This is a genomic window from Streptomyces sp. NPDC002206 (assembly GCF_053593595.1).
The window spans coordinates 331,322-354,191 of record NZ_JBSFCW010000001.1; the positions used below are offsets into that span (position 1 = coordinate 331,322).

At 70.1% G+C, this 22,870-nt stretch carries 24 protein-coding genes and 1 pseudogene; 12 read left to right on the forward strand and 13 right to left on the reverse strand.

Annotation, left to right across the window (positions count from 1 at the left end):
• Positions 1-14: 14 nt before the first annotated feature.
• The 7 genes and pseudogenes from ACWCP8_RS01465 (at position 15) to ACWCP8_RS01495 (ending at position 5,781) form a co-directional block, all read left to right on the forward strand.
• Complete coding sequence (locus tag ACWCP8_RS01465; RefSeq protein WP_352267710.1) at positions 15-962, forward strand: SPFH domain-containing protein; 948 nt, start codon at positions 15-17, stop codon at positions 960-962.
• A gap of 26 nt (positions 963-988) precedes the next feature.
• On the forward strand, positions 989-1,174 hold the full coding sequence (locus tag ACWCP8_RS01470; RefSeq protein ID WP_267007980.1) for a hypothetical protein: 186 nt from the start codon (positions 989-991) through the stop codon (positions 1,172-1,174).
• A 129-nt stretch (positions 1,175-1,303) separates the two neighbouring features.
• Positions 1,304-1,720: pseudogene (locus tag ACWCP8_RS01475) on the forward strand (alkaline phosphatase); the annotation flags it as partial.
• A gap of 102 nt (positions 1,721-1,822) precedes the next feature.
• The gene (locus ACWCP8_RS01480; protein ID WP_451114124.1) at positions 1,823-1,963 is read left to right on the forward strand and encodes an alkaline phosphatase; all 141 of its coding nucleotides are present in this window, start codon (positions 1,823-1,825) and stop codon (positions 1,961-1,963) included.
• Between the two features lie 211 nt (positions 1,964-2,174).
• Positions 2,175-2,699, forward strand: coding sequence for a PadR family transcriptional regulator (locus ACWCP8_RS01485; protein WP_267002441.1), 525 nt, complete (start codon positions 2,175-2,177; stop codon positions 2,697-2,699).
• On the forward strand, positions 2,696-3,382 hold the full coding sequence (locus ACWCP8_RS01490) for an ABC transporter ATP-binding protein (protein WP_352267706.1): 687 nt from the start codon (positions 2,696-2,698) through the stop codon (positions 3,380-3,382). Before ACWCP8_RS01485 ends, ACWCP8_RS01490 begins: the two co-directional genes overlap by 4 nt.
• Complete coding sequence (locus ACWCP8_RS01495) at positions 3,379-5,781, forward strand: ABC transporter permease (protein WP_451113877.1); 2,403 nt, start codon at positions 3,379-3,381, stop codon at positions 5,779-5,781. The genes ACWCP8_RS01490 and ACWCP8_RS01495 overlap by 4 nt, the downstream gene beginning before the upstream one ends.
• A gap of 74 nt (positions 5,782-5,855) precedes the next feature.
• Here the strand turns inward: ACWCP8_RS01495 and ACWCP8_RS01500 are convergent, their stop codons facing one another.
• On the reverse strand, positions 5,856-6,815 hold the full coding sequence (locus ACWCP8_RS01500; protein ID WP_326627680.1) for a hydrogen peroxide-inducible genes activator: 960 nt from the start codon (positions 6,813-6,815) through the stop codon (positions 5,856-5,858).
• Between the two features lie 131 nt (positions 6,816-6,946).
• Between ACWCP8_RS01500 and ACWCP8_RS01505 the strand changes: the two genes are divergently transcribed.
• Positions 6,947-7,501, forward strand: a complete 555-nt coding sequence (locus ACWCP8_RS01505; protein ID WP_030969360.1) for a peroxiredoxin — start codon at positions 6,947-6,949, stop codon at positions 7,499-7,501.
• Between the two features lie 12 nt (positions 7,502-7,513).
• Complete coding sequence (locus tag ACWCP8_RS01510) at positions 7,514-8,050, forward strand: alkyl hydroperoxide reductase (protein WP_352267704.1); 537 nt, start codon at positions 7,514-7,516, stop codon at positions 8,048-8,050.
• Between the two features lie 90 nt (positions 8,051-8,140).
• On the opposite strand, the gene ACWCP8_RS01515 is transcribed toward ACWCP8_RS01510, so the two are convergent.
• The 4 genes from ACWCP8_RS01515 to ACWCP8_RS01530 form a co-directional block, all read right to left on the reverse strand.
• The gene (locus ACWCP8_RS01515; protein ID WP_451113878.1) at positions 8,141-9,547 is read right to left on the reverse strand and encodes an AI-2E family transporter; all 1,407 of its coding nucleotides are present in this window, start codon (positions 9,545-9,547) and stop codon (positions 8,141-8,143) included.
• A gap of 140 nt (positions 9,548-9,687) precedes the next feature.
• On the reverse strand, positions 9,688-10,389 hold the full coding sequence (locus ACWCP8_RS01520) for an aggregation-promoting factor C-terminal-like domain-containing protein (RefSeq protein ID WP_352267702.1): 702 nt from the start codon (positions 10,387-10,389) through the stop codon (positions 9,688-9,690).
• Between the two features lie 391 nt (positions 10,390-10,780).
• Entirely contained in the window at positions 10,781-12,103 is a 1,323-nt protein-coding gene (locus tag ACWCP8_RS01525) for a PhoH family protein (protein ID WP_313938949.1), read from the reverse strand.
• A 476-nt stretch (positions 12,104-12,579) separates the two neighbouring features.
• On the reverse strand, positions 12,580-13,341 hold the full coding sequence (locus tag ACWCP8_RS01530; protein ID WP_030914966.1) for an isoprenyl transferase: 762 nt from the start codon (positions 13,339-13,341) through the stop codon (positions 12,580-12,582).
• Positions 13,342-13,541: 200 nt separating this feature from the next.
• Here ACWCP8_RS01530 and mgrA point away from each other — a divergent pair, with 200 nt between their 5' ends.
• Complete coding sequence (gene mgrA, locus ACWCP8_RS01535; protein ID WP_352267701.1) at positions 13,542-14,582, forward strand: L-glyceraldehyde 3-phosphate reductase; 1,041 nt, start codon at positions 13,542-13,544, stop codon at positions 14,580-14,582.
• Between the two features lie 150 nt (positions 14,583-14,732).
• Here mgrA and ACWCP8_RS01540 read toward each other — a convergent pair whose 3' ends face one another.
• On the reverse strand, positions 14,733-14,996 hold the full coding sequence (locus ACWCP8_RS01540) for a hypothetical protein (RefSeq protein ID WP_451113879.1): 264 nt from the start codon (positions 14,994-14,996) through the stop codon (positions 14,733-14,735).
• Positions 14,997-15,235: 239 nt separating this feature from the next.
• On the opposite strand from ACWCP8_RS01540, the gene ACWCP8_RS01545 reads away from it, so the two are divergent.
• Complete coding sequence (locus ACWCP8_RS01545) at positions 15,236-16,390, forward strand: winged helix DNA-binding domain-containing protein (RefSeq protein WP_451113880.1); 1,155 nt, start codon at positions 15,236-15,238, stop codon at positions 16,388-16,390.
• A gap of 30 nt (positions 16,391-16,420) precedes the next feature.
• On the opposite strand, the gene ACWCP8_RS01550 is transcribed toward ACWCP8_RS01545, so the two are convergent.
• From ACWCP8_RS01550 to ACWCP8_RS01560, 3 genes are all read right to left on the reverse strand, one after another.
• Positions 16,421-16,879, reverse strand: coding sequence for a hypothetical protein (locus ACWCP8_RS01550; RefSeq protein ID WP_355998515.1), 459 nt, complete (start codon positions 16,877-16,879; stop codon positions 16,421-16,423).
• A gap of 106 nt (positions 16,880-16,985) precedes the next feature.
• Positions 16,986-17,768, reverse strand: a complete 783-nt coding sequence (locus tag ACWCP8_RS01555) for a class I SAM-dependent methyltransferase (RefSeq protein WP_451113881.1) — start codon at positions 17,766-17,768, stop codon at positions 16,986-16,988.
• A gap of 60 nt (positions 17,769-17,828) precedes the next feature.
• Entirely contained in the window at positions 17,829-18,731 is a 903-nt protein-coding gene (locus tag ACWCP8_RS01560) for a prepilin peptidase (protein WP_451113882.1), read from the reverse strand.
• Positions 18,732-18,835: 104 nt separating this feature from the next.
• On the opposite strand from ACWCP8_RS01560, the gene ACWCP8_RS01565 reads away from it, so the two are divergent.
• A complete protein-coding gene (locus tag ACWCP8_RS01565; protein ID WP_382832161.1) occupies positions 18,836-19,207 on the forward strand; it encodes a DUF192 domain-containing protein in 372 nt (123 codons plus the stop codon).
• Positions 19,208-19,215: 8 nt separating this feature from the next.
• On the opposite strand, the gene ACWCP8_RS01570 is transcribed toward ACWCP8_RS01565, so the two are convergent.
• From ACWCP8_RS01570 to ACWCP8_RS01585, 4 genes are all read right to left on the reverse strand, one after another.
• Positions 19,216-19,995, reverse strand: coding sequence for a hypothetical protein (locus tag ACWCP8_RS01570; protein ID WP_451113883.1), 780 nt, complete (start codon positions 19,993-19,995; stop codon positions 19,216-19,218).
• Positions 19,996-20,133: 138 nt separating this feature from the next.
• Positions 20,134-20,574: a hypothetical protein gene (locus ACWCP8_RS01575; protein WP_352267689.1), complete on the reverse strand. Its 441-nt coding sequence runs from the start codon at positions 20,572-20,574 to the stop codon at positions 20,134-20,136.
• Positions 20,575-20,741: 167 nt separating this feature from the next.
• On the reverse strand, positions 20,742-21,131 hold the full coding sequence (locus tag ACWCP8_RS01580; RefSeq protein WP_352267688.1) for a hypothetical protein: 390 nt from the start codon (positions 21,129-21,131) through the stop codon (positions 20,742-20,744).
• Positions 21,131-22,567, reverse strand: coding sequence for a Hint domain-containing protein (locus tag ACWCP8_RS01585; protein WP_352267687.1), 1,437 nt, complete (start codon positions 22,565-22,567; stop codon positions 21,131-21,133). The genes ACWCP8_RS01580 and ACWCP8_RS01585 overlap by 1 nt, the downstream gene beginning before the upstream one ends.
• Positions 22,568-22,870: the final 303 nt, after the last annotated feature.

The following is a 22,870-nucleotide window of genomic DNA, read 5'->3' on the forward strand; positions in this document are numbered from 1 at the left end:
AAACAGGGGGAATCATGACCGACCAACCGATAACGGTGCAGACCGACGGCGCTCCGGAGATGCCCGAGCCGCAGGTCCGGGAGACCACGGCCCACTCCATCCCCGGCGGCTTCGGCCTGCTCCTGACCGTCCTCGGCGTGTTCCTCGGCGTCGGCCTGGCGATCATCGGTGGCGCCCTGGGCGCCAACGGCCACAACGGGGCGGGGATCCCGCTCCTCGTCGTCGGGGTGCTTCTCGCCGTCGCCTCGTTCTTCTGCATGAGCGGCGTCAAGATGGTGGCGCCCGGCGAGGCCCGCGTCATCCAGCTCTTCGGCCGGTACGTCGGAACGATCCGCGCCGACGGACTGCGCTGGATCAACCCGCTGACCAGCAGCCGCAGGATCTCCACCCGGGTCCGCAACCACGAGACCGCGGTCCTCAAGGTCAACGATGCCTACGGCAACCCGATCGAGCTCGCCGCGATCGTCGTCTGGAAGGTCGAGGACACCGCGCAGGCGCTCTTCGAGGTCGACGACTTCCGGAAGTTCGTCGCCACGCAGACCGAGGCGGCCGTCCGCCACATCGCGATCGAGTACCCGTACGACGCCCACGACGAGGGCGGCCTGTCACTGCGCGGCAACGCGGACGAGATCACCGAGAAGCTGGCCGCCGAACTCACCGCCCGGGTGCAGGCCGCCGGCGTACGCATCATCGAGTCCCGCTTCAGCCACCTCGCGTACGCCCCCGAGATCGCCTCCGCGATGCTCCAGCGCCAGCAGGCGGGTGCGGTGGTCGCGGCCCGCCAGCAGATTGTCGAGGGCGCGGTCGGCATGGTCGAGATGGCGCTGACCCGGATCGCCGAACAGGACATCGTCGAACTCGACTCCGAACGCAAGGCGGCCATGGTCAGCAACCTGATGGTGGTGCTGTGCGGTGACCGCGCGGCGCAACCCGTCCTGAACACGGGCACGCTCTACCAGTGACGGAAGAAACCCCGAAGCGCAAGCAGATGCTGCTGCGGCTGGACCCCGCGGTGCACGACGCGCTGGCCCGCTGGGCCTCGGACGAACTGCGCAGCGCGAACGCCCAGATCGAGTTCCTGCTGCGCAGGGCACTGGCAGAGGCCGGCCGCCTGCCGAAGACGACATCCCCCATCCCCCGCAGAGGCCGTCCGCCCAAGCCCCCGGCGGAGTAGAGGGCGGGCGAGCAGGGGCAGGCGCCGGGCGCCTGCCCCTCAGCGCCGGACGGGCCGGAAGATCAGCTCGTCCGGCGATCGCGGGCACTCAGCCGTCGTCTCAAGGACAAGCCGGCGGAGGACACGACGGAGGACAACCGCGGCACCAAGGGCAACCTGATCGAGAAGGCCCAGAAGGCCGGTTACTCGTACGTCAACAGTGCGAGCGGGCTGAGCAAGGCCAAGAACGGCAAGCTCCTCGGGCTGTTCAGCAACGAGGAGATGTTCCAGCAGCACCCCGAGGGCCAGTGCGACGTCTACAGCCCGGTCGTGGACCTCGGCACGATGACCAGCAAGGCCCTGAGCAGCCTGGACAAGAAAAGAAACAAGAAGGGCTTCTTCCTCATGGTCGAGGAGGAAGGCACCGACGAGTTCGCGCACTCCAACAACGGCACGCGCGTCCTGCAGTCGATGCAGCAGCTGGAGAAGGCCGTCGCGGCGGCCCGCGCGTACATCGCGACGCACCCCGACACGCTGCTGGTCGTCACCGGTGACCACGAGACCGGCGGTCTCTCGGTCGAGGAGTTCGACGCCACCGACGAGTCCGGGGACGCCATCTCCGCCGAAGACGGTCCGTTCTCGATCCGCGGCAGCGACCGCAAGTTCACCATCGGCTGGACCACGTCGGGGCACACCAGCGTGGACGTGCCCGTGACGGCGAGCGGTCCGCTCTCCGACAGCTTCTCGGGCAAGCACCCGAACACATACGTGCACGACGTGCTCAAGCAGGTACTGGCACCGCGCGGCTGAACGCGGTGACGCAGGAACGGGCCCCGGGAGCATTCTCCCGGGGCCCGTTCCCGTGCGCAGGGGCGATGTCGTCGGGCCGTCGCGGCCCGGGCCCGCCGCAAGGTCCGCTCAGGGCCGCACCCAGCAGTACGGCCGATACCCCGCCTCATCTCGGGAGGACTGCCCCACTCGCGTATACATGCAAGGTATACACACAACGTATAGTGTCCGCATGTCTATCGGTCACACCCTCCTCGGACTCCTCGAGTCCGGCCCCCGCCACGGCTACGACCTCAAGCGCACATTCGACGAGAAGTTCGGCCACGACCGTCCCCTGCACTACGGCCAGGTCTACTCGACCATGTCCCGCCTCCTCAAGAACGGCCTCGTCGAGGTCGACGGCATAGAGAGCGGCGGCGGCCCCGAGCGCAAGCGGTACGCCATCACCGAGGCCGGTATCACCGATGTCGCCGGCTGGCTCGCCCAGCCCGAGAAGCCGGAGCCGTACCTCCAGTCGACGCTGTACACCAAGGTCGTCCTGGCCCTGCTCACCGGCCGCAGCGCCGAAACCCTCCTGGACACGCAGCGCGCCGAGCACCTGCGCCTCATGCGCATCCTCACCGACCGCAAGCGCGGCGGCGACCTCGCAGATCAGCTGATCTGCGACCACGCCCTCTTCCATCTGGAGGCCGACCTCCGCTGGCTGGAACTGACCGCCGCCCGACTCGACCGCCTCGCCCGCGAGGTCGCCGCATGACCCCTGCCGGCTCCCTCCTCGTCGCCCGCGACCTGCACAAGTCGTACGGTTCGACACCCGCCCTGGACGGCGCCTCGTTCTCCGTCCACCGCGGCGAGATCGTCGCCGTGCTGGGGCCGTCCGGCTCCGGCAAGTCGACCCTGCTGCACTGCCTCGCCGGCATCGTCACGCCCGACAGCGGCACGGTCACCTACGCGGGCCGCGAGCTCTCCGCGATGCCGGACGCCGAACGCAGCGCCCTGCGCCGCAGCGATTTCGGCTTCGTCTTCCAGTTCGGACAGCTCGTCCCGGAGCTGACCTGTGTGGAGAACGTCGCCCTGCCGCTCCGCCTCAGCGGCACCAGGCGTAAGGACGCCGAGCGCACCGCCCTCCGCTGGATGGAGCGCCTGGAGGTCGACGACCTCGGCGCCAAGCGTCCCGGCGAGGTCTCCGGCGGCCAGGGCCAGCGCGTCGCCATCGCCCGCGCCCTGGTCTCCTCCCCGAAGGTGATCTTCGCGGACGAGCCGACCGGCGCCCTGGACTCCCTCAACGGCGAGCGGGTGATGCAACTGCTCGGCGAGGCCGCCCGGTCCGCCGATGTCGCCGTGGTCCTGGTGACGCACGAGGCCCGCGTCGCCGCCTACTCCGACCGCGACGTCACCGTGCGCGACGGCCGGGCCCGTGACCTGGAGCACGCCGCATGACGCTGCTCGAACCGAAGAAGGTCCCGGCAGCCGAGCAGCCCCGGCCCGCCGAGCCCTCCCGCGCGATCGCCCTGCTGCGCGATCTCGGCCTCGGCATCCGGTTCGCCTCCTCCGGCGGGCGTGAGGGCTGGACCCGCACCGTGCTCACCGCGGTCGGTGTGGGCCTCGGCGTGGCGCTGCTGCTCGCCGCCTCCTCCGTCCCGCATCTGCTCGAACAGCGTTCCGCCCGCGAACAGGCCCGCACCGAGGCCCGCGTCTCACGCGACGACACCGTCCCGAAGTCGGACTCCACGGTGCTGCGGATCAACGCGGAGTCCGAGTACCGCGGCCGCTCCGTCGAGGGCTTCCTGATGCGGCCGGAGGGAACGCACCCGGTCACCGCGCCCGGCGTGACGAACTTCCCCGGCCCGGACGAGATGGTCGCATCTCCTGCCCTCAAGGAGCTGCTCGGCTCCCCGGAGGGCCGACTCCTCAAGGAGCGGCTGCCGTACCGCATCACCGGCACCATCGCCGACCCGGGCCTGATCTCCCCGAGCGAACTGCGCTTCTACGCGGGCAGCGCCACCCTGACCGCCGCCGCGGGCGGCCACCGGCTGGCGGGTTACGGCGACCGGGCCCCGGCCGAGCCCCTGTCCCCCGTTCTCATCGTGCTGGTCATCATGATCTGCGTCGTCCTGCTGGTGCCGGTCGCGATCTTCATCGCGACCGCCGTGCGCTTCGGCGGGGACCGCCGCGACCGCAGGCTCGCGGCGCTGCGCCTGGTCGGCGCGGACATCCGGATGACCCGCCGGATCGCGGCCGGCGAGGCGCTCTTCGGCGCGGTGCTCGGCCTCCTGGCGGGTCTGGCGTTCTTCCTGGCGGGACGTCAGTTCATGGGCGCCGTCGAGGTGTGGGACGTCAGCGCCTTCCCTGCCGATCTGGTCCCGGCCCCCTGGCTCGCGGCGCTGGTCGCGGTGGCGGTTCCGGTGGCGGCGGTGCTGGTCACCCTGACCGCCCTGCGCTCGGTGGTGATCGAACCGCTCGGAGTCGTACGCGACAACCGCAGTCGCAGGCGCCGGCTCCGGTGGCGGCTGCTGATGCCGGTCGCGGGCGTGGCGGTGCTCGCCCTGACCGGAAACGTCGACAGGCACACCCCCGTCGATCCGTATCCGATCGCGGCCGGCGCCGTCCTGGTCCTGGTGGGGCTCGCGCTGCTGCTGCCGTGGCTGGTCGAGGCGTGTGTGAACCGGCTGCGCGGCGGCCCCGTGCCCTGGCAGCTCGCGACCCGCAGGCTCCAGCTGAGCAGCGGGGCGGCGTCCCGTGCGGTCAGCGGCATCACGGTCGCGGTGGCGGGCGCGGTGGCGCTGCAGATGCTGTTCGCCGCGGTGGGCGACGACTTCAACCGGATGACGGGGCAGGACCCCTCGCGGGCCCAGTTCACGACGTTCTCCGAGAACGTGACCGGCGACGCGGCCACGCGCACCATCAAGGAGTTCCGTGCCACCAAGGGCGTGGAGGCCGTCATCGGCACGGTCGAGGTGTACGTCACCCGGCCGGGGAAGTACGAGGGCGACATCCGGCCCACCACCTCACTGTCCATCGGCGACTGCGCGACCCTGCGCGAGCTCGCCCGGATCGGCTCCTGCAAGGAGGGCGACGCCTTCGTCGTCCACCCCAGGAACAACAAGCGCATGGCCGCCTGGATGGACCAGACGGCCCGCAAGGGCAAGGAGGTCGAGATCAGCTCGTCCGCCGGGCCGTCGGGCGGCGTGAAGTCGAAGCGGTGGACCCTGCCCGCCGACGCCCCGACCGTCGTCTCCCGCCGCGATCCCATGGGCGAGGACCACTGGGGCATCATGGCCACGGTCGGCGCGGTCGACCCGAGTACGCTGCCCGGCGCGACGGTCAACGCGCAGATCAAGGTCGACGAGAGCGTCCCGGACGTCTCCGAGTACGTACGGAACACGGCGGCCAGGATCGACCCCGGGATGCGCGTCTCCTCCCTGCATTCGGTGACGCGCGACCGGCAGTACGCGAGCGTGCAGACCGGCCTCCAGGTCGGCGCGACTGTGACTCTGCTGCTGATCGCCGCCTCGATGCTGGTCTCCCAGCTGGAGCAGTTGCGGGAGCGCAGACGCCTGCTGTCGGTCCTGGTCGCCTTCGGCACCCGGCGGACCACCCTCGGCTGGTCGGTGCTCTGGCAGACCGCCGTACCGGTGCTCATCGGCCTGGTGGTGGCGGTCACGGGCGGGCTCGGGCTCGGCGCGGTGATGATCAGGATGATCGCCAAGAAGGTGACCGACTGGTGGCTGTTCCTGCCCATGGTGGGGGCGGGCACCGCACTGATCCTGCTGGTCACCCTGGTCTCGCTGCCACTGCTGTGGCGGCTCATGCGACCGGACGGCCTGCGGACGGAATGACGACGACGAAGCGGTGAGCGCAAGGGGTGCGGTCCCTCCGTGAGGAGGAGGACCGCACCCTTTTTTCACGCATGTCACGTGGCTGCGGTCACCCGTACCGGCAGCGGCCGCATCGCCTCACGCAGTGCGGCCGCGAACTCCTCGAACTCGCCGTGCCGCGCCGCCCCGGTCCGCATCCCCAGCGCCACCCGCCGCGACGGCGCGGGATCCGCGAAATAGCCGGTGGCCAGCGCGTCGTTGCGGGCGGTCTCCACGGTGACGGCGGTACGCGGCAGCAGCGTCACCCCGAGCCCGCCCGCGACCAGCTGCACCAGCGTGGAGAGCCCGGCCGCGGTCGTGGTCACCGGCGCCCCCTCCGTGCGCCCCGCCTCCCGGCAGATGTCCAGCGCCTGGTCGCGCAGACAGTGCCCCTCGTCGAGCAGCAGCAGCGGCAGCTCGCGCAGCGCCTCGCGCGGAATGTCGGCGCGACCGCCCAGCCAGTGGCTGCGCTCCATGACCAGCACGAAGTCCTCGTCGAAGAGCGGGAGTTCGGTCACCTGGGGCACCCCGAGCGGCACGGCGAGCAGCAGCAGGTCCAGCCGGCCTGCGGCCAGCCCCTCCAGCAGCGACGACGTCTGCTCCTCGTGCACCTGGAGGTCGAGCTCCGGGTAGCGGTCGTGGACCAGCCGCAGCACGGTCGGCAGCAGATACGGGGCGACGGTCGGAATCACGCCGAGCCTGAGCACTCCGGTGAACGGCGCCCGGACCGCCTCGGCCTCCTCCATCAGCTCGCCGACGGCCTCCAGCACCACCCCGGCCCGCACCGCCAGCCGCTCCCCGGCGGGCGAGAGCAGCACCTTGCGCGTCGTACGCTCGATGAGCTGGACACCGAGTGTCTCCTCCAGCGCGGACACCGCCCCGGAGAGCGCGGGCTGACTCATCCCGATTGCTGCCGCCGCGTCCCTGAAGTGCAGGTGCTCCGCCACGGCCGCGAAGGCACGCAGCTGCGACAGACTGGGTTGTTTGGGTCGATTGCCCTGGTTGCCCTGCGCCACTGATAGGCACCTCCGATCATCACGACCGAGTGTAGCTATTTCCGCGATCAATGCACCCTGTGCCAAGGTGGACATCGCCCAACCCCCAGGAACTCCCGCAAAAGGGAATTCCTACGCTGCAAGGAGAGCGCGTGCTCACTGTCGGTGACAAGTTCCCCGAGTTCGACCTGACTGCTTGTGTCTCGCTGGAGAGCGGCAAGGAGTTCGAGCAGATCAACCACAAGACCTACGAGGGTCAGTGGAAGATCGTCTTCGCGTGGCCGAAGGACTTCACCTTCGTGTGCCCCACGGAGATCGCCGCCTTCGGCAAGCTGAACGACGAGTTCGCCGACCGTGACGCCCAGATCCTCGGCTTCTCCGGCGACTCCGAGTTCGTGCACCACGCCTGGCGCAAGGACCACCCGGACCTGACCGACCTGCCCTTCCCGATGATGGCCGACTCGAAGCACGAGCTCATGCGTGACCTCGGCATCGAGGGCGAGGACGGCTTCGCGCAGCGCGCCGTCTTCATCGTCGACCCGAACAACGAGATCCAGTTCACGATGGTGACCGCCGGTTCCGTGGGCCGTAACCCCAAGGAGGTCCTCCGGGTCCTCGACGCCCTGCAGACCGACGAGCTGTGCCCGTGCAACTGGACCAAGGGCGAGAACACCCTGGACCCGGTCGCGCTCCTCTCGGGCGAGTGAGCTGACACCGACATGGCACTCGACGAACTGAAGGCCGCCGTCCCGGACTTCGCCAAGGACCTGAAGCTGAACCTCGGCTCGGTCATCGGGAACAGCGAACTCCCGCAGCAGCAGCTCTGGGGCACCGTCCTCGCCTGCGCGATCGCCTCGCGCTCGCCGAAGGTGCTGCGCGAGCTGGAGCCGGAGGCCAAGGCCAACCTCTCCGCCGAGGCGTACACCGCGGCGAAGTCGGCCGCCGCCGTCATGGCGATGAACAACGTCTTCTACCGGACCCGGCACCTGCTGTCGGACCCCGAGTACGGGACGCTCCGTGCGGGCCTGCGGATGAACATCATCGGCAAGCCGGGCGTGGAGAAGATCGACTTCGAACTGTGGTCGCTCGCCGTCTCCGCGATCAACGGCTGCGGCCAGTGCCTGGACTCCCACGAGCAGGTGCTGCGCAAGGCCGGCGTGGACCGTGAGACCATTCAGGAAGCCGTCAAGATTGCCTCGGTGATCCAGGCGGTCGGCGTGACCCTCGATGCCGAGGCCGTGCTCGCCGAGCAGTAACAGCAGTACCCCTGATACGAGAAGGGCCCCGAGGACGACCGACCGTCCACGGGGCCCTTCTTTTCGTGCCGCCTCATTGCACTCTCCGCCTCACTGCACCGGCGGCTTCACTTCCCCTTCGCCCTCACCCGCGGGCGGTGGCCCCGGCGTCGGGGGCGGGGACGGGGGCGGAATCGGGGTCGGGGCCGCACCGATTGCCGTGGCCCCGCGGGGCTGCGGTGCATGGCGAAGGGCGGCCTCCTGCCCGTACGTCCGCAGATAGCCGACCACCGTATTGGTGACCGCGACCAGCGGCACCGCGACGACCGCACCGCCGATGCCCGCGACCATGCCGCCCGCGGCGACCGAGAGGACGACGGCGAGCGGGTGGACGCGTACCGCGCGCCCGAGGATGAACGGCTGCAGCACATGCCCCTCGATCTGCTGCACGGCCAGCACCACGAGCAGCACCATCAGCGCGGTGAACACGCCCTCGGTGACCAGCGCGACGACGACCGCAAGCGCTCCGGAGACCACTGCGCCGACCAGCGGGATGAAGGCGAAGAGGAAGATGAAGACGGCGAGCGGCACCGCCATCGGCACATCGAGGAACCAGATCCCGAGCCCGATGAAGATCGCGTCGATCATGGCGACCAGCACCGTGCCCCGCACATAGGCGGTCAGCGTCCGCCAGGCGCGCGGCCCGGCGCCTGCGACACCCGGCCGGGCCTGGGCCGGTACGAGCTTGAGCACCCACTGCCAGATGCGCTTCCCGTCGTACAGCAGGAAGAGCGTCGAGAACATCGCCAGCAGTATCCCGGTAAGGACCTCCACCATCACGGTGACGCCCTGGAGTCCGGCGGAGGTTATCTCTTCGGTGTTGGTGCCGATGGTGTCGCTGAGGTTCTTCGCGACATCGTTGATCTGCTGCTCGGTGACGTGGAAGGGGCTGTCGAGCAGCCAGCGCTTCAATTCGTCGATACCGTCCCGCACCTTGTCGGAGAGGGTGTCGAGGTTGTCCATGACCTGCCAGACAACGAACCAGCCAACCAGGCCCATGATGACGAAGCCCAGGATCGCCGTGACGGCGGTGGCCAGGCCGCGCGGCAGCCCGTACCGCCTCAGCCGGGCAACGGTCGGCTGCAGCATCGCGGTGACGAGCAGCGCGGCGACGAACGCCAGCACCACCAGCTGTACGGCACTGATGACCCGCATCAGCACCCAGAGCGTGCCCGCCAGGACGAGCAGCCGCCAGCCGGCCTCGGCCGCGACGCGCATCCCCCAGGGGATCGCCGCGACCGGATCGGGCCGGACGGCGACGGACGGGGCGTACGCGGGCGGTGGCGGCACATGGTCGACCGTGGCGGCAGGGTGGTCGACGGCGGTCGGGATCGGCGGCTCGGCGTCCGCGTCCCGGTCCGCCTCGGCCTCCGCCGCGGCCCGGCGTTCCTCGAGGCGCTCGCCCAGCTCGGTCAGTTCGGCGCCCAGCCGGCCGAGCCACCCTGGCAGTTTCGACATGTGTGTTCCTCTTCCCCCGTTTTCTCTCCCCACCGCTCCCCCGGAGTCGTTCGGACGACGGTACACGCGCGAAGCCCCTCACCGTAGGACGGTGAGGGGCTTCGCAAGGTTGCGACCAGAACCCCGGAAGGTTCCGATTTCTAGTACCAGCTGTTCGCCTGCCAGAAGGACCAGGCACCGCACGGGCTGCCGTAGCGGCTGTCCATGTAGTTGAGGCCCCACTTGATCTGGGTGGCCGGGTTGGTCTGCCAGTCGGCGCCCGCGGATGCCATCTTGGAGCCGGGCAGCGCCTGGACCAGACCGTAGGCACCGGAACCGGCGTTGGTCGCCCGGTAGTTCCAGCTCGACTCGTGGTTCACGATGTTGCTGAAGCACTGGAACTGATCGCTGGGGATCATCTGGCGGGCCATCGCCTGGACTTCGGCCACGGTGTACGAGCTCTGCGTGGCGAACGCGGAGGCGCTGCGGACCTCGGAACGGCTGGCGCGCTCGGCGTCCTTCTTGGCCTGCCGCTCCTGCTCCAGCTTGTCCTCGGCCGCCTGCTTCTTCGACTTGGCGTCCTTGGCGGCCTGGATACGGGCCGCTTCCTCGACAGACTTCTTCGCCGCCGCGTCGGCCGCGGACGCCTGGGCGTCGGCCTGCTGCGTCAGCGAGGCGGTCTGCACCTGGGCCTGCTGGCCCGCAGGGATGTCGGCGAGAAGCGTCGTGTCGGCTGCGGCCGCCTCGAAGTTGTTGTCGTCGACAGCGGGAGTGCTGCCCGAAGCAACGCCTACGACGGCGCCGACGGTGGTGACCGCGGTGGCAGATGCCACGGCGAACCCCCGGACCGAGATCCGGCTCACACGGTGTCCTTCCAGCATCGCCCGCTTAGGTGACCTCGCAGGCGCAATCGTGCCCCTGACACTGGCCTCCCTACTGCTTGGGTCACGGGGAGGCACGGGCCCGGTGGGCAGCTCCCCTGAGGGAGTGCCGCGTGGTGCTCGCGGGCGGCATACGGACGGCGATTTTTGAGTTGTGTGGTGCGTGGCACCTCTGGAGGTGCGGGTGTGCCGTATGCGGGGCCTGACGGAAGCAAGACTCTGCCGGAACGGGCCGCCGCGAAGCAATTCTCCGTTGCGTGTGAAAGCTCACACCTCGTTTGGCTCAGGTGTTTTGCCGAAATGGTGCCGCAACATGATGCCGCCCGGCTAAGCTCCTTGGCTTGCCGGGCGGCATCAACTGTGGCATCCCCTATCAGATCTGGCCTTCCTCCAGCATTTCGGTCACCAGTGCGGCGATCTGCGAACGCTCGGAGCGGGTGAGCGTGACATGCGCGAAGAGCGGATGGCCCTTCAGCTTTTCGACCACGGCGACGACTCCGTCGTACCGGCCGACCCGGAGGTTGTCCCGCTGGGCCACGTCATGCGTGAGCACAACTCGGGAATTCGACCCGATCCTGGACAACACGGTCAGCAGGACGTTGCGTTCCAGCGACTGCGCCTCGTCGACGATCACGAAGGCGTCATGGAGCGACCGGCCCCGGATGTGGGTGAGCGGCAGGACCTCCAGCATCCCGCGCCCCAGCACCTCCTCGATCACCTCACGCCCGGCGACCGCCGACAGCGTGTCGAAGACGGCCTGCGCCCAGGGGCTCATCTTCTCGGCCTCGGTGCCGGGGAGATAGCCGAGCTCCTGCCCGCCGACCGCGTACAGCGGCCGGAAGACCATCACCTTCTGATGCTGCCTGCGCTCCAGCACGGCTTCGAGACCGGCGCAGAGCGCCAGCGCCGACTTTCCGGTACCGGCCCGGCCGCCCAGCGACACGATGCCGACGTCCTGGTCGAGCAGCAGATCCAGGGCGATGCGCTGCTCGGCGCTGCGGCCGTGGATCCCGAAGGCCTCCCGGTCGCCGCGGACGAGGCGCACATTGCCCTCGGCCGTGACCCGGCCGAGCGCCTTGCCACGCTCGGACTGGAGGACCAGTCCGGTGTGCACGGGCAGTTCGGCGACCTCGGGGACGTACAGCGTCTCCTCTCCGAAGAGCAGATCCACCTGTTCGGCCGAGAGGGGAAGTTCGGCCATCCCCGTCCAGCCGGAGTCGGTGATGGCGAGTTCCGCGCGGTACTCCTCCGCGAGGAGGCCGACCGACGATGCCTTGATGCGCAGCGGCAGGTCCTTGGAGACGACCGTGACGTCGTATCCCTCGGCCTGCAGATTGCGCGCGACCGCGAGAATCCGAGAGTCGTTGTCCCCCAACCGGTAGCCGGCGGGCAGTACGCCGGGATCGGAATGGTTGAGTTCGACGCGCAGCGTTCCGCCGAGATCCCCGAGCGGGATCGGGGCATCCAGCCGGCCGTACCGGACGCGGAAGTCGTCCAGCAGGCGCAGGGCCTGCCGGGCGAAGTAGCCGAGCTCCGGATGGTGGCGTTTGGCCTCCAGTTCCGTGACCACGACGATCGGGAGCACGACTTCGTGCTCGTCGAAGCGGGCCATGGCGTTCGGATCGGCCAGCAGGACGCTGGTGTCGAGAACATAGGTGCGCCTGTCGGGCATGCGGCGCTTTGTGCTGGTCACCACGGAAGGACGTACCCCCTCGGACGAGGTTGGGCTGCGACGGCGTCGCGGAGCATCCCAAAGGGAGAGGACGGACCGGGCTGCGGCCACCTTGCGCGGGCCGAGCGCCGGCCCTCCGCGTCGACCGCACTGTATGTACGGTCCTTCGTGTGCAAAGGGCCTCCCGGGCGAGCGGACTCGATGCCACTCACTTGGACACGACGTCCGCCTGGTTTTTGACCGGACGTCGACCTGACAGGGGTATTCCCTCGAACACGCGAAGCCATGCCGCCACGAGGCGGGCGGGTGAGCCGGAAGTGATGCCCCCGACCGCGCAGGTCCGGGCCCACGGTGTGAGCCTGTCCGGCACTTGAGGCCGGAACCGTTACGCAAGGGCGCGGGCGAGCCGGAAGCAGTGCCCCGGGGCACGGGTCAGGGCGCCCACCCGCCCCGGGGTTCAGTCCTCGAACGCCGGACAGGCCGGGTTCGGATGCGTGGCGTCAGCCGCCGAAGCGGCGGCCTCGGGCCGCGTAGTCGCGCAGCGCGCGAAGGAAGTCGACCTTGCGGAACGCCGGCCAGAAGACTTCGCAGAAGTAGTACTCGGAGTGCGCGCTCTGCCAGAGCATGAAGCCGGACAGCCGCTGCTCACCGCTCGTACGGATCACCAGGTCCGGATCCGGCTGCCCCCGCGTGTACAGGTGCTCGGAGATCAGGTCCGTGGAGACGATCTCCGCGAGGTCCTCGAAGGACGTCCCCTTGGACGAGTGGTCGAGCAGCAGCGACCGCACCGCGTCCGCGATCTCCTGTCGCCCGCCGTAGCCGACGGCGACGTTGACCAGTATTCCGTCGACGCCGACCGTGGCCTGCTCGGCCTCCTTGAGGACGGTCTGGGTGTGCGCGGGCAGCAGGTCCAGCGTGCCGACGTGGTGCACGCGCCACCGGCCGTCCGCCGCCAGGTCGCGCACGGTGTTCTCGATGATGCCGAGGAGCGGGGTCAGCTCGGACGCGGGCCGGTCGAAGTTGTCCGTGGAGAGCAGCCACAGGGTGACGACCTCGACATCGGTCTCACTGCACCAGCCGAGCAGCTCCTGGATCTTGTCCGCACCGGCCTGGTGTCCCTGCGCGGCCGTGCCGCCGGACGCCTTCGCCCAACGCCGGTTGCCGTCGAGGATGACACCGATGTGCTTGGGCACCTGGGTGTGATCGAGGCGGGCCTCCACCCGGCGCGCGTAGAGCCTGTACACCAGGTCGCGCAAGTTCACTGAGTTCACCTCTCGGTTCTGTGCGGGCCCGCCCGCCCCACTGCCCGGGGTCCGGGGTCGTCCCCCTGGGGATCGCCGCACAAGTCCGCGGAGTCCATCGTTCCGCCGTGCCGTGGCAGTCCCCGACGTCGCCACATTACTGCGCAGGCGCCGCACCGGCCCAACCTGGTCTGTCACAAGTACGTGATAAGGAGGGAAACGTGACTGATTCTTCTTCCTCCTACCGGGCTGCCGGTTCGCGCTACGACTCCATGGAGTACCGCCGGACCGGCCGCAGCGGTCTCAAGCTCCCTGCCGTCTCGCTCGGCCTGTGGCACAACTTCGGCGACGACCGCACACTGGACTCCCAGCGGGCGATTCTGCGCCGCGCCTTCGACCTCGGGGTGACCCACTTCGACCTGGCCAACAACTACGGCCCGCCGCCCGGCTCCGCCGAGCTCAATTTCGGAAAGCTCTTCCGTCAGGACTTTGCCCCGTACCGTGACGAACTGATCATTTCGACCAAGGCCGGGTATGACATGCACCCCGGCCCGTACGGCGAGTGGGGCTCCCGCAAGTACCTGTTGTCGTCACTGGACGCCTCGCTGAAGCGGATGGGGCTGGATTACGTCGACGTCTTCTACTCGCACCGCTTCGACCCGGACACCCCGCTCGAGGAGACGATGGGTGCGCTGGCTTCCGCCGTGCGGCAGGGCAAGGCGCTGTACGTGGGTGTGTCCTCGTACAACTCGGAGCAGACCGCCGAGGCCGCCCGGCTGCTCAAGGAGATGGGTGTGCCCGCCCTGATCCACCAGCCGTCCTACTCGATGATCAACCGCTGGACGGAGGACGACGGGCTGCTGGACACGCTGGAGGCGGCCGGCATGGGCTGCATCTCCTTCGTGCCGCTCGCCCAGGGCCTGCTCACCAACAAGTACCTCCACGGCATCCCGGAGGGTTCGCGCGCGACCCAGGGCAAGTCCCTCAGCCCGGATCTGCTCTCGGACGAGGTGGTCCGCCGGCTGAACGGGCTGAACGACATCGCTCAGCGGCGCGGCCAGTCCCTCGCTCAGCTGGCACTCAACTGGGTGCTGCGGGACAGCCGTATGACGTCTGCCCTGATCGGCGCGTCGAGTGTGCGGCAGCTCGAGGAGAATGTCGCGGCGCTCGCCGGACCGGCGCTGTCCGCCGAGGAGTTGAAGGAGATCGACACCTTCGCCGTGGACACCGAAGGCACCAACATCTGGGCCGGACGGGGCTGATCGGTCCGGTTTTCACGGGTCCCGCCCGGGACCCGCACCACCGGCCCACAAAAAATCGGGCCGGTCCGTGGGGGGGATACGGACCGGCCCGAGGGGGGGTTTCCACCATAACCCTTCGTAAGTGATGCTGCGTGCCACACCGCTCCACAATTACTCTCCGAATTCGCGGGACTCCGGTCCGGGCACGGATTCCGGGGCCTGGGAGAGGGTGCGAAGAGGGCGGACGGCCGGGGGCGCCGCCTTGACGCCGCACCGGTGCCTCCCGGGTCCGGGCCCGTCCCCGTTGGCGGCCCGCAGTGGGCTCGGTGGCCGCCGACCGGCCACCTTGCGGACCTCGGCCTCGGTGGTGTGCGGGTCCTGGGCCATCGGAGTGAGCGCCGCCTTGATCCGCTCGACCTGGGCATCGGCCTTCACCCGGTCGACGGTGGGCCGCTTCGGCGGAAGGGGTGGGCGTCGTCGTGAGCGCCGTTACGGTCGCTGCCGCGGCGGCGGCCGCCGCGCCGTCCTGGGCCCGCTCCTTCCCGCAGCCCGCGAGGGCCGGGCGCCAGGACGGGATCCATCGCGCCGGCGAGGACCGCAGCTGTACGTCTCGTGGAGGTCATGGACCACATATGGGACACGCCCTGACCTGATGGGCCGCTAGTTTCCGCATCATGACGACACGAACCGCGACCGTGACCTGGGCCCAGGCGAACGCGCGCCGGATCGAACGCCAGGGCCTCGCCGCCCCGATGACCTCCTCCCCCGACCGCGCCGTGGCGGCGATGCTCGCCGCGCACGCACAGGTGCCGTCCGCCGCCGAGCTGTCCGTGGGGCTGCGGCTGGCGGGCGCGACGCGTACCGACGTGCGCAAGGCTCTGTGGAACGACCGCACCCTGGTCCGGACGCATGGGCCGCGCGGCACCGTACATCTGCTGCCGGCTGCCGAACTGCCCTTGTGGACCGGTGCGTTGTCCGCGATCCCGGCCCGGACCAGCCCGTTCCGCCAGGACGTCCGGCTGAGCGCGGATCAGACCGAGGAGGTTCTCGCGGCGGTCGGCGACGCGCTGGCGGGGGCCGAGCTGACGATCGACGAGCTCTCCGACGCGGTGGTCGCCCGCACCGGGCCATGGGCCGGGGACCGGGTGATGCCCGCGTTCCAGGACATGTGGCCGCGCTGGCGGCAGGTGATGCATCTCGCGGGCCACCGCGGTGTGCTGTGCTTCGCCCCCGGCCGCGGCCGCAAGGTCACGTACACGAACCCGGGCGCCACCCCGCTCGACGGCCCGGAGGCGCTGGCCGGGCTCGTACACCGCTATCTGTACGCGTACGGGCCCGCCACGCCGCAGCACTTCGCGAAATGGCTTGCCGCACCGAACAGTTGGGCGGTGTCGGTGTTCGCGGAGCAGGCCGGGGCCGGGGCGATCGAAGAGGTGGCGTACGAGGGTGGCGGGCCGGCCTGGCTGGTGGCGGGCGACACCGACTTCCCCACCGGGCCGGCGCGCGGGGTTCGGCTGCTCCCCTACTTCGATGCGTTCGCCATCGCGTCGCAGCCGCGCGAGAGGCTCTTCCCGGACGCTGCGTACACCCGCGCGCTGGCGGGTGGCCAGGCGGGGAACCACCCTGTGCTGCTGATCGACGGCACGGTCGCCGGGGTCTGGCACCAGCGCCGCTCGGGCCGCCGGATCGCGGTGACCGTGGAGCCGCTGTCCCCGCTCACGACCGGGCAGCTGCGGGGGCTGGAGGAGCAGGTGGAGCGGGTGGGGGCGGTGCTGGAGGGGAAGCCGGAACTGACGGTCGGAAAGGTGACGGTGGGGCCGCACGCATAGCGCCCACCCGGTAGCCGGTCGCTTGTGTCCTCAGGTGGTCGCTTCCGCGCCGCGGTGGCCTCGGGTGTAGCGGATCGCGACCGTGTCCCCGCCGATGACCACGAAGCGTCCGCCCTCGCACCGGATGACGGCCTGGTGCACCTCGCCGCGCTCGTCCCGGAGCTCCTCCGTGCGGGTGACCGTCCAGCCGCCGTCGGGCGGTTCGGGCAGGTGCGGCAGGGCGGCGAACCCCCACTGGCCGGCGGGTACGCACCAGTCGGGCAGACGCGGCCAGGTGCCGGGCCCGATATGCAGGGTCCAGTCGGAGGCGCAGGTCAGGAGCAACGACTGGCTGCCGGAGAGCAGGAACTCGACGGCCTCCGGTTCCCCCATCCGCCCCTCCGGCCGGTAGAAGAGGCCGAGGACGCCGACGACCCGTGCCCCTCTGAGCCATTCGGCGTTGCCCTGCCGCGTGCTGCGGGAGGCCTCCTCGCCGTTCTCCACCCTCATGGCCTGCTCCTTCCCCGTGCGCTCACCGCCCAGGGTCGCATCATTTTGGGCGTACGCCGGTGAAGGGAGAGTGATGGCACAGCGAGCGTCACCACGTTTACGGCCGCTACGGCTTGCGGGCCTCGATCAGGAAGCGGGTGGTGTGCGCGACGAACGGCCCCTCGGCCTCGATGAGGTGGTGCAGGGCGGCCAGTTGCGGCCGGTACTGCTCGACCGTGAAGCCGGGCACCATCCAGATCACCTTCCGCAGGAAGTAGACGACGGCGCCGATGTCGAAGAACTCGGTACGCAGCGTCTCCAGCCGCAGATCGACGACTTCGAGCCCGGCCGCCTCCGCGTCCGCGCGGGCCCGCTGCGGGTCGCGGGCGCCGCGGGCCTCGGGGGGCTGCGGGCCGAGGAAGTACTCGACGAGTTCGAAGACGCTGGCCGGACCGACCTGCTGCGAGAAGTACGTACCACCGGGCTTCAGTACGCGCGCGATCTCCGCCCACCACGTGGTCACCGGATGCCGGCTGACCACCAGGTCGAAGGCCGCGTCCCCGAACGGCAGCGGCGGCTCGTCGGCGTCGGCGACCACGACCGCGCCGAGCGGGTGCAGAAAGGCGGTGGCGCGGGCGATGTTCGGCGGCCAGGACTCGGTGGCAACGGTCAACGGCGGCAGCTTCGGGGCGGAGGCGAGGACCTCGCCGCCGCCGGTCTGGATGTCGAGGGCCGCCTGCGCCCGGCCCAGCCGCTCGGCCATGGCGTGCGCATACCCCCAGGAGGGGCGCTGTTCGGTAGCCCGGCCGTCGAGCCAGGAGAAGTCCCAGCCGTCGACGGAGACGGCGGCGGCCTCGGCGACGAGCGCTTCGAAGCGTGTGCGTTCCTCTTCTTCGGATGTTCCGGGCATGCGGGGATGGTGTCATCCGCACATTCGCGGGCGCGACCGAATTCCGGGTGCTCCGGCCCGTCAGGCCGCGAGGCCGCCGAACAGTATCCCGAGCAGCGCGCCCGCGATCATGAACGGCCCGAACGGGATGCCCGTCCTGCGCCCGGCCCGCCGCAGGATCACCAGCCCGAACCCGTACACGGCACCGAGCACGAACCCGGCGAAGCCGCCCGCGAAGACGACCGCCCACCCGTACCAGCCGAGAGCCACCCCCAGCGACAGGGCGAGCTTGACGTCGCCGAAGCCCATCCCGTTCGGGTTGATCAGAAAGAGCAGGAAGTAGAAGCCGCCGAGGGCGAGGCCGCCGAGCAGAGCGGACAGCCACGAACCGGCGTGCTCCGGAAGCAGCGCCGCGCCACCCAGCAGTACGACGGCCGCACCCGCGAGCGGCAGTGTCAGCCGGTCGGGCAGCCGGTGGACGCGGCGGTCGATGGTGGCGAGGAGTACGGCGACGGGGGCAAGCAGCAGCCAGACGGCAAGCTCGGGCCGGAGCCCGGTGGCCGCGGCGAGGGCGGCGCAGCCAAGGGTGCCGGCGACGGGGGCAAGGACGGCGGGGGCGTAGCGCGCGACCGGTTCGGTGCGGGGGTCCCCCTCCCGACCGTCGCCTTCCCTCGTGCTCGCGTCCGCCGACTCGGCGATCTCGGCGGCCTCGTCGCGCTCGTCGGGTGGGGCCGGTACCGCGGCCGTCTTCGTCTGCGCAGTCGGACGCACCGCAGTTGTACGCACCGCAGCACCCGCGGCACACGCCGCGCACCGTGTGGAGCCGAGCCAGCCGCGGGCCACCCCACTGAAGGGGTGGCCGGCGGGGCAGGTGTCCCGCCATGCGTCCTCCGGTTCGACGGAGAACCGGTAGGCGGCGCGCGGGACCAGCAGTCCGGTCGCGGCGCCCCAGAGCGCGGCGACGCCTGTCAGCATGACGTACACGGAACCGACCCTAGGCGGGCGACGCACACGCGGTCATGGGCCCTGGGGCCCACTGCGCGTCATTTCGGGCCCAGCGGCTGTCACCGGGCGCTACCGTCGTCGCCATGGGTCAATGGCGCAATGGCAACGGGACGTTGACGATCGGGGACCGGGAGGGGGGACCGGGGCTGGAGGTACCGCTTCGGATCGCCGCCTCGTACCGGGCCCGGTCGAAGGGGCTTCTCGGGCAGGACGGGATCGACGGGGCGCTGATGATCACCCCGTGCGGGAGTGTGCACACGTTCGGGATGCGGTTCACGATCGATGTGGCGTACCTGGACCGGAAGTTCAACGTCGTGGCGGTCCACACGATGAAGCCGGGTCGGCTCGGGATGGTGCGGCTGCAATCCCGTCATGTGCTCGAGTCGGCGGCCGGGACGATGGAGAAGTGGGGGCTGCGGCCGGGCGTACAGGTGCAGATCGACCGGGCCGGCTGAGGGGCCGGTTACGGGAGCTTGGCCAGCTGCGCAGTGACCACTTCCGCCGGGAGTTCCGGAGGCGTCGCGTCGACGAAGTCGGCGACGTAGAACGTGACGACCGTCGAACCTCTCCGTACGAGCTGGAAGACCAGCGGCACCTTGTCGCCCTCGATGTTCCCCGTCACCTGGTAGGCGATGCTCTCCTCGCCCACCCGCGGCGCATCCAGCAGATCGACCTTGCTGTACGTGGACGGCCCCTCGTCGCTCGAGGTCCTGAACCCGCCCGCGCAGGCCTGCACCGCGTCCCGGACGTCGCGCAGCACCTGCTGGGCCGCGCCCTTCGGGTGGGAGGTGAGGATCTCGGTGACGACGGTCCGGTCGTCCCTTCCCTCCTCCGATTTGTCCATGACGGTACGGAAGACGGTGGCGGTCGCGGCGGGTTCGGGAGCGCCGTTGATCACGGCGGCCAGTGGCCGGCAGGCCCGGCTCTCGGCCTTTTCCGTGCCGGTGTCCTGGCTGCCCTGCAGCGGGGTGACCTCGTAGTCGGCCACGTCGCCGGTGGCCAGGGCCGCCTCGGTCAGCTCCGCCTCGGTGAGCACCTTGCCGGTGCCGGCCGGCAGCGTGCCCGGGGACGGCGGCGGGGGCGGGGACGAGGTGTCTTTGCCGGACGGCTTCGCGCTCGACGGACTGCTCGCCCTGCCGTTGTCCTTGCCGTGGGACGAGTCGCCGCCGGACGGGCCGCAGGACACGGCCGCGAGGCAGAGCGCCGCTGTCGTCGCCGCCATGACTGCTGTGCGAGCCTTCATCGTTCCCCGTTTCCGACCATGGGCCCCGTCCCCTGCCCGGCACGCTAACAACCGGGCGGCGGCGGGTGCGTGGGCCCACGGGCCCAACTCGGGGCCGCGCCCAAGAGGTTCGGTGCCCTTCTTTCGGATCAGGCCGGATCAGGGCGCGTGCCCCGCGAGTCCGGCGTGATCCGACAGCCCTTGGGGCCGGGTGCCCAGGCCGCGGCCGACGAGCGGGGACACCGTGCGGATCAGCTTCAGTTGCGTGGAGCGCAGGACCTTCACGGTCGTGTCGTCGGACCAGCCGGTCGTCGTGGACCACTCGTAGCCCGAGCCGACCACCTCGCTGGCGAACGCCAACTCCGTGGCGAGCAGCGCCCGCGCCCAGTCCATCGGCTCCAGGGGTTCCTTCGCGGCCAGTGCCGTACGGATCCTGGCCCCCCTCCGGTTCAGGTCGGCCGCGTCGTCGAAGCCCATGGCCACCGCGAACTCCTCCGTGCAGCGCGCCGGGCCGCTCCACTCGACCAGGCCCTGCTGCAGGAGCCGGGACTCCTCCTCGGTCAGCGCCAGTTGCTCCGCCGTCTGCAAGCGAGTCCTCACCCGTCCACCCTTCCGGTCCCGCGCCCGCCCCGTGGTCGTTGTCCGTACGTGGGGGCGGGCGGGCCATGAACACTTCCGGGGCACGACGCCAGCGACCCGCTCCGGAACCGTCTTGGGCCCCAGGACTCAGCCGGGGACCCAAGGTCGGCGACGAGGCCGATCCGTCGTCATTCGCTCGGGCTCTTCCCGTAGTAGGGCTTGACCGTCCTGGCCAGCTTCCGCTGGATCGACCGCAGCATCATGATGGTCGGCTCGTCACCGAGTCCCGTGGTCGTCCGCCATTCGACGCCGGTGCCGGCGAGGTCGCTGACGAACACGATCTCCACGGCCAGCAGGGTCCGCGCCCAGTCCACCGGTGCGAGCGGGGTGTCGTCGGCGAGTGCAGCCCGCAGCCTGCTGCACCGGTCGACCAGGTCCTGCTCGTCCGCGAAGCCCATGCCGACGGCGAGCTGGTCGCTGCAGTGAGCCGGGCCGCCCCATTCCAGGAGCGCCCGTCGCAGGAGTTCGGTCTCGGCCCCCGTGAGCAGTTCGCTCGCCGCCACTTCGCCTGCCGACATCAGTTCAGCCCTTCCCAGTACTCTTCGAGCTTCGCCGGGTCCCGCCGGAAGATGGTTCCGCCGTCCGGGCTCATTGGATCGTGGATCACGATGGTCGTGCCGTCCTTGCCGAGGAACGCCTTCCGGCCACTGCCCAGGTCCTTGGTCCGCGACGGATTCTTGATCACGTCCTTGGCGAGTTCGGCGAGATCGTCGGTCGACAGGCCGGGGAAGTCGCCCGCGTGCTTGCTGTCCGCGTGCCCCTTGGCGATGTCGTCGGCATCCTCGAGGCGTTCCTCGTCGGTGCACCAGGAGTTGTTGTGCACCAGGACGGGGGCGCCGCCTGCCAGCACATAGTACGTATGGATGCCGTTGACGGTCAGGTCGTACGTGGTCTGCCGCTGGGTGTACCGGAAGACGGCCGAGACGGCGAGCACGGAGCCGTCCGCGGTCCGCAGCTCCGTGCCGGGCGTGATGTCGTCCGCATCCACCCAACGCCGCCGGCCGACGGCCCAGAACGGGTGCGTGCCGGTCGCGGTGATCACCGCAGGCCCGCCGGCGGTCCGGAACGTCAGCCGGGTGAAGTCCTTGTCGTCGTACGTCGTGATCGTGCGCTCGACCCGTCGGCCCTGGGTGCGGTCGCTGTACGGGTCGGTGGCCCGGACCCGGTCGCCGGTCCGCACCGATTCGATGGGGACGGTCCGCCCGTCGGCGAGCAGCACCTGTGTTCCCGGCAGGAAGCTGTGCTTGACCTTGCAGTTCGGGTTCTCGTCGGGCTTCTTCTCGTCGGGCTTGTCGTCCTTCTTCGGCGGGTCCCTCTTCGTGTCGTCGAGCTTCTTCCGGGCGTCCTCGAGCTTCTTCTCGGCTTCCTTGACCTTCTTGCGGTTCTTGACCAGGCCCTTGAGGGCGTCGTAGAGGTCGCCGCCGTGCTTCTTCAAGCTCTTGATGAGCTTGTAGGCCTTCTTCCACTTCCATGGGGCGCCGTACTTCGCGCCCAGCTTCCCGACGGCACCCCCGATCAGGCTGAGCAGGACGTTGATCAGTGTTTCCGTGCAGGCGCCCATGTCGCCCTTGGTGATGCAGTTCAGTGCGTCGGTGATCCCGAGCTCGTCGGCGAGGATCTTCGCGAGTTCCTTCGCGGCTTCCTTCGCCTTGTCCGTGTTGGACGTCTCTTCCTTCTGGGCGTCCTGAAGCTCTTTCAGCGCCTTGTCGTAGTCGACCTGCGCCGGCGCCTTCGGCGTACCGTCGTCGTTGCGGTCCGACGCCGGATCCCCGGTGCCCGGCTTGCCCGAACCGCCGTCCCGGGCCTCGGTGTTCCCGTCACCACCGCAGTTCCCGCCGCCCCCGATCCGGCAGACCTGCGCGCCGATCTTCTCGGTGAGCTCCGCACCGATCCCCGTCGCCACCAGAGCGCCGACGATCGCCATGACCACCAGGACCAGGCCCAGGTACTCCAAGGCCCCCTGCCCCCGATCGCGCCGGTGGCGCAGACCCAGCAACCGGACGTCCGTACGCGGCCTGGAACCCCGTGACCATCGTCGGATCCGACGACGCAACTCCCCCAGATGTGACATGGTTTCGACGCTAACGAGCGTGCGGTGCACCCGTCTTGGGCCCCCGGACCCCAATGAGCCCCCACCTGCAACGGGCCCACCGGGCAGCGGATCCCCGACCGGTCGTGCCGGCTGCCCGGGCCGTGTAGTCACCTGACCGCCCGTGACCCAACGCCCCTTTCCCCGGACTTGGGCCCGAACTTGGGG

What these genes read in the sequence shown, in the direction of transcription:
- ACWCP8_RS01465 (WP_352267710.1), top strand. Translation starts at nt 15, where the DNA reads ATGACCGACCAACCGATAACGGTGCAGACCGACGGCGCTCCGGAGATG.
- ACWCP8_RS01470 (WP_267007980.1), top strand. Translation starts at nt 989, where the DNA reads ATGCTGCTGCGGCTGGACCCCGCGGTGCACGACGCGCTGGCCCGCTGG.
- ACWCP8_RS01485 (WP_267002441.1), top strand. Translation starts at nt 2,175, where the DNA reads ATGTCTATCGGTCACACCCTCCTCGGACTCCTCGAGTCCGGCCCCCGC.
- ACWCP8_RS01490 (WP_352267706.1), top strand. Translation starts at nt 2,696, where the DNA reads ATGACCCCTGCCGGCTCCCTCCTCGTCGCCCGCGACCTGCACAAGTCG.
- ACWCP8_RS01495 (WP_451113877.1), top strand. Translation starts at nt 3,379, where the DNA reads ATGACGCTGCTCGAACCGAAGAAGGTCCCGGCAGCCGAGCAGCCCCGG.
- ACWCP8_RS01510 (WP_352267704.1), top strand. Translation starts at nt 7,514, where the DNA reads ATGGCACTCGACGAACTGAAGGCCGCCGTCCCGGACTTCGCCAAGGAC.
- ACWCP8_RS01515 (WP_451113878.1), bottom strand. Translation starts at nt 9,547, where the DNA reads ATGTCGAAACTGCCAGGGTGGCTCGGCCGGCTGGGCGCCGAACTGACC.
- ACWCP8_RS01545 (WP_451113880.1), top strand. Translation starts at nt 15,236, where the DNA reads ATGACGACACGAACCGCGACCGTGACCTGGGCCCAGGCGAACGCGCGC.
- ACWCP8_RS01550 (WP_355998515.1), bottom strand. Translation starts at nt 16,879, where the DNA reads ATGAGGGTGGAGAACGGCGAGGAGGCCTCCCGCAGCACGCGGCAGGGC.
- ACWCP8_RS01555 (WP_451113881.1), bottom strand. Translation starts at nt 17,768, where the DNA reads ATGCCCGGAACATCCGAAGAAGAGGAACGCACACGCTTCGAAGCGCTC.
- ACWCP8_RS01565 (WP_382832161.1), top strand. Translation starts at nt 18,836, where the DNA reads ATGGGTCAATGGCGCAATGGCAACGGGACGTTGACGATCGGGGACCGG.
- ACWCP8_RS01570 (WP_451113883.1), bottom strand. Translation starts at nt 19,995, where the DNA reads ATGAAGGCTCGCACAGCAGTCATGGCGGCGACGACAGCGGCGCTCTGC.
- ACWCP8_RS01580 (WP_352267688.1), bottom strand. Translation starts at nt 21,131, where the DNA reads ATGTCGGCAGGCGAAGTGGCGGCGAGCGAACTGCTCACGGGGGCCGAG.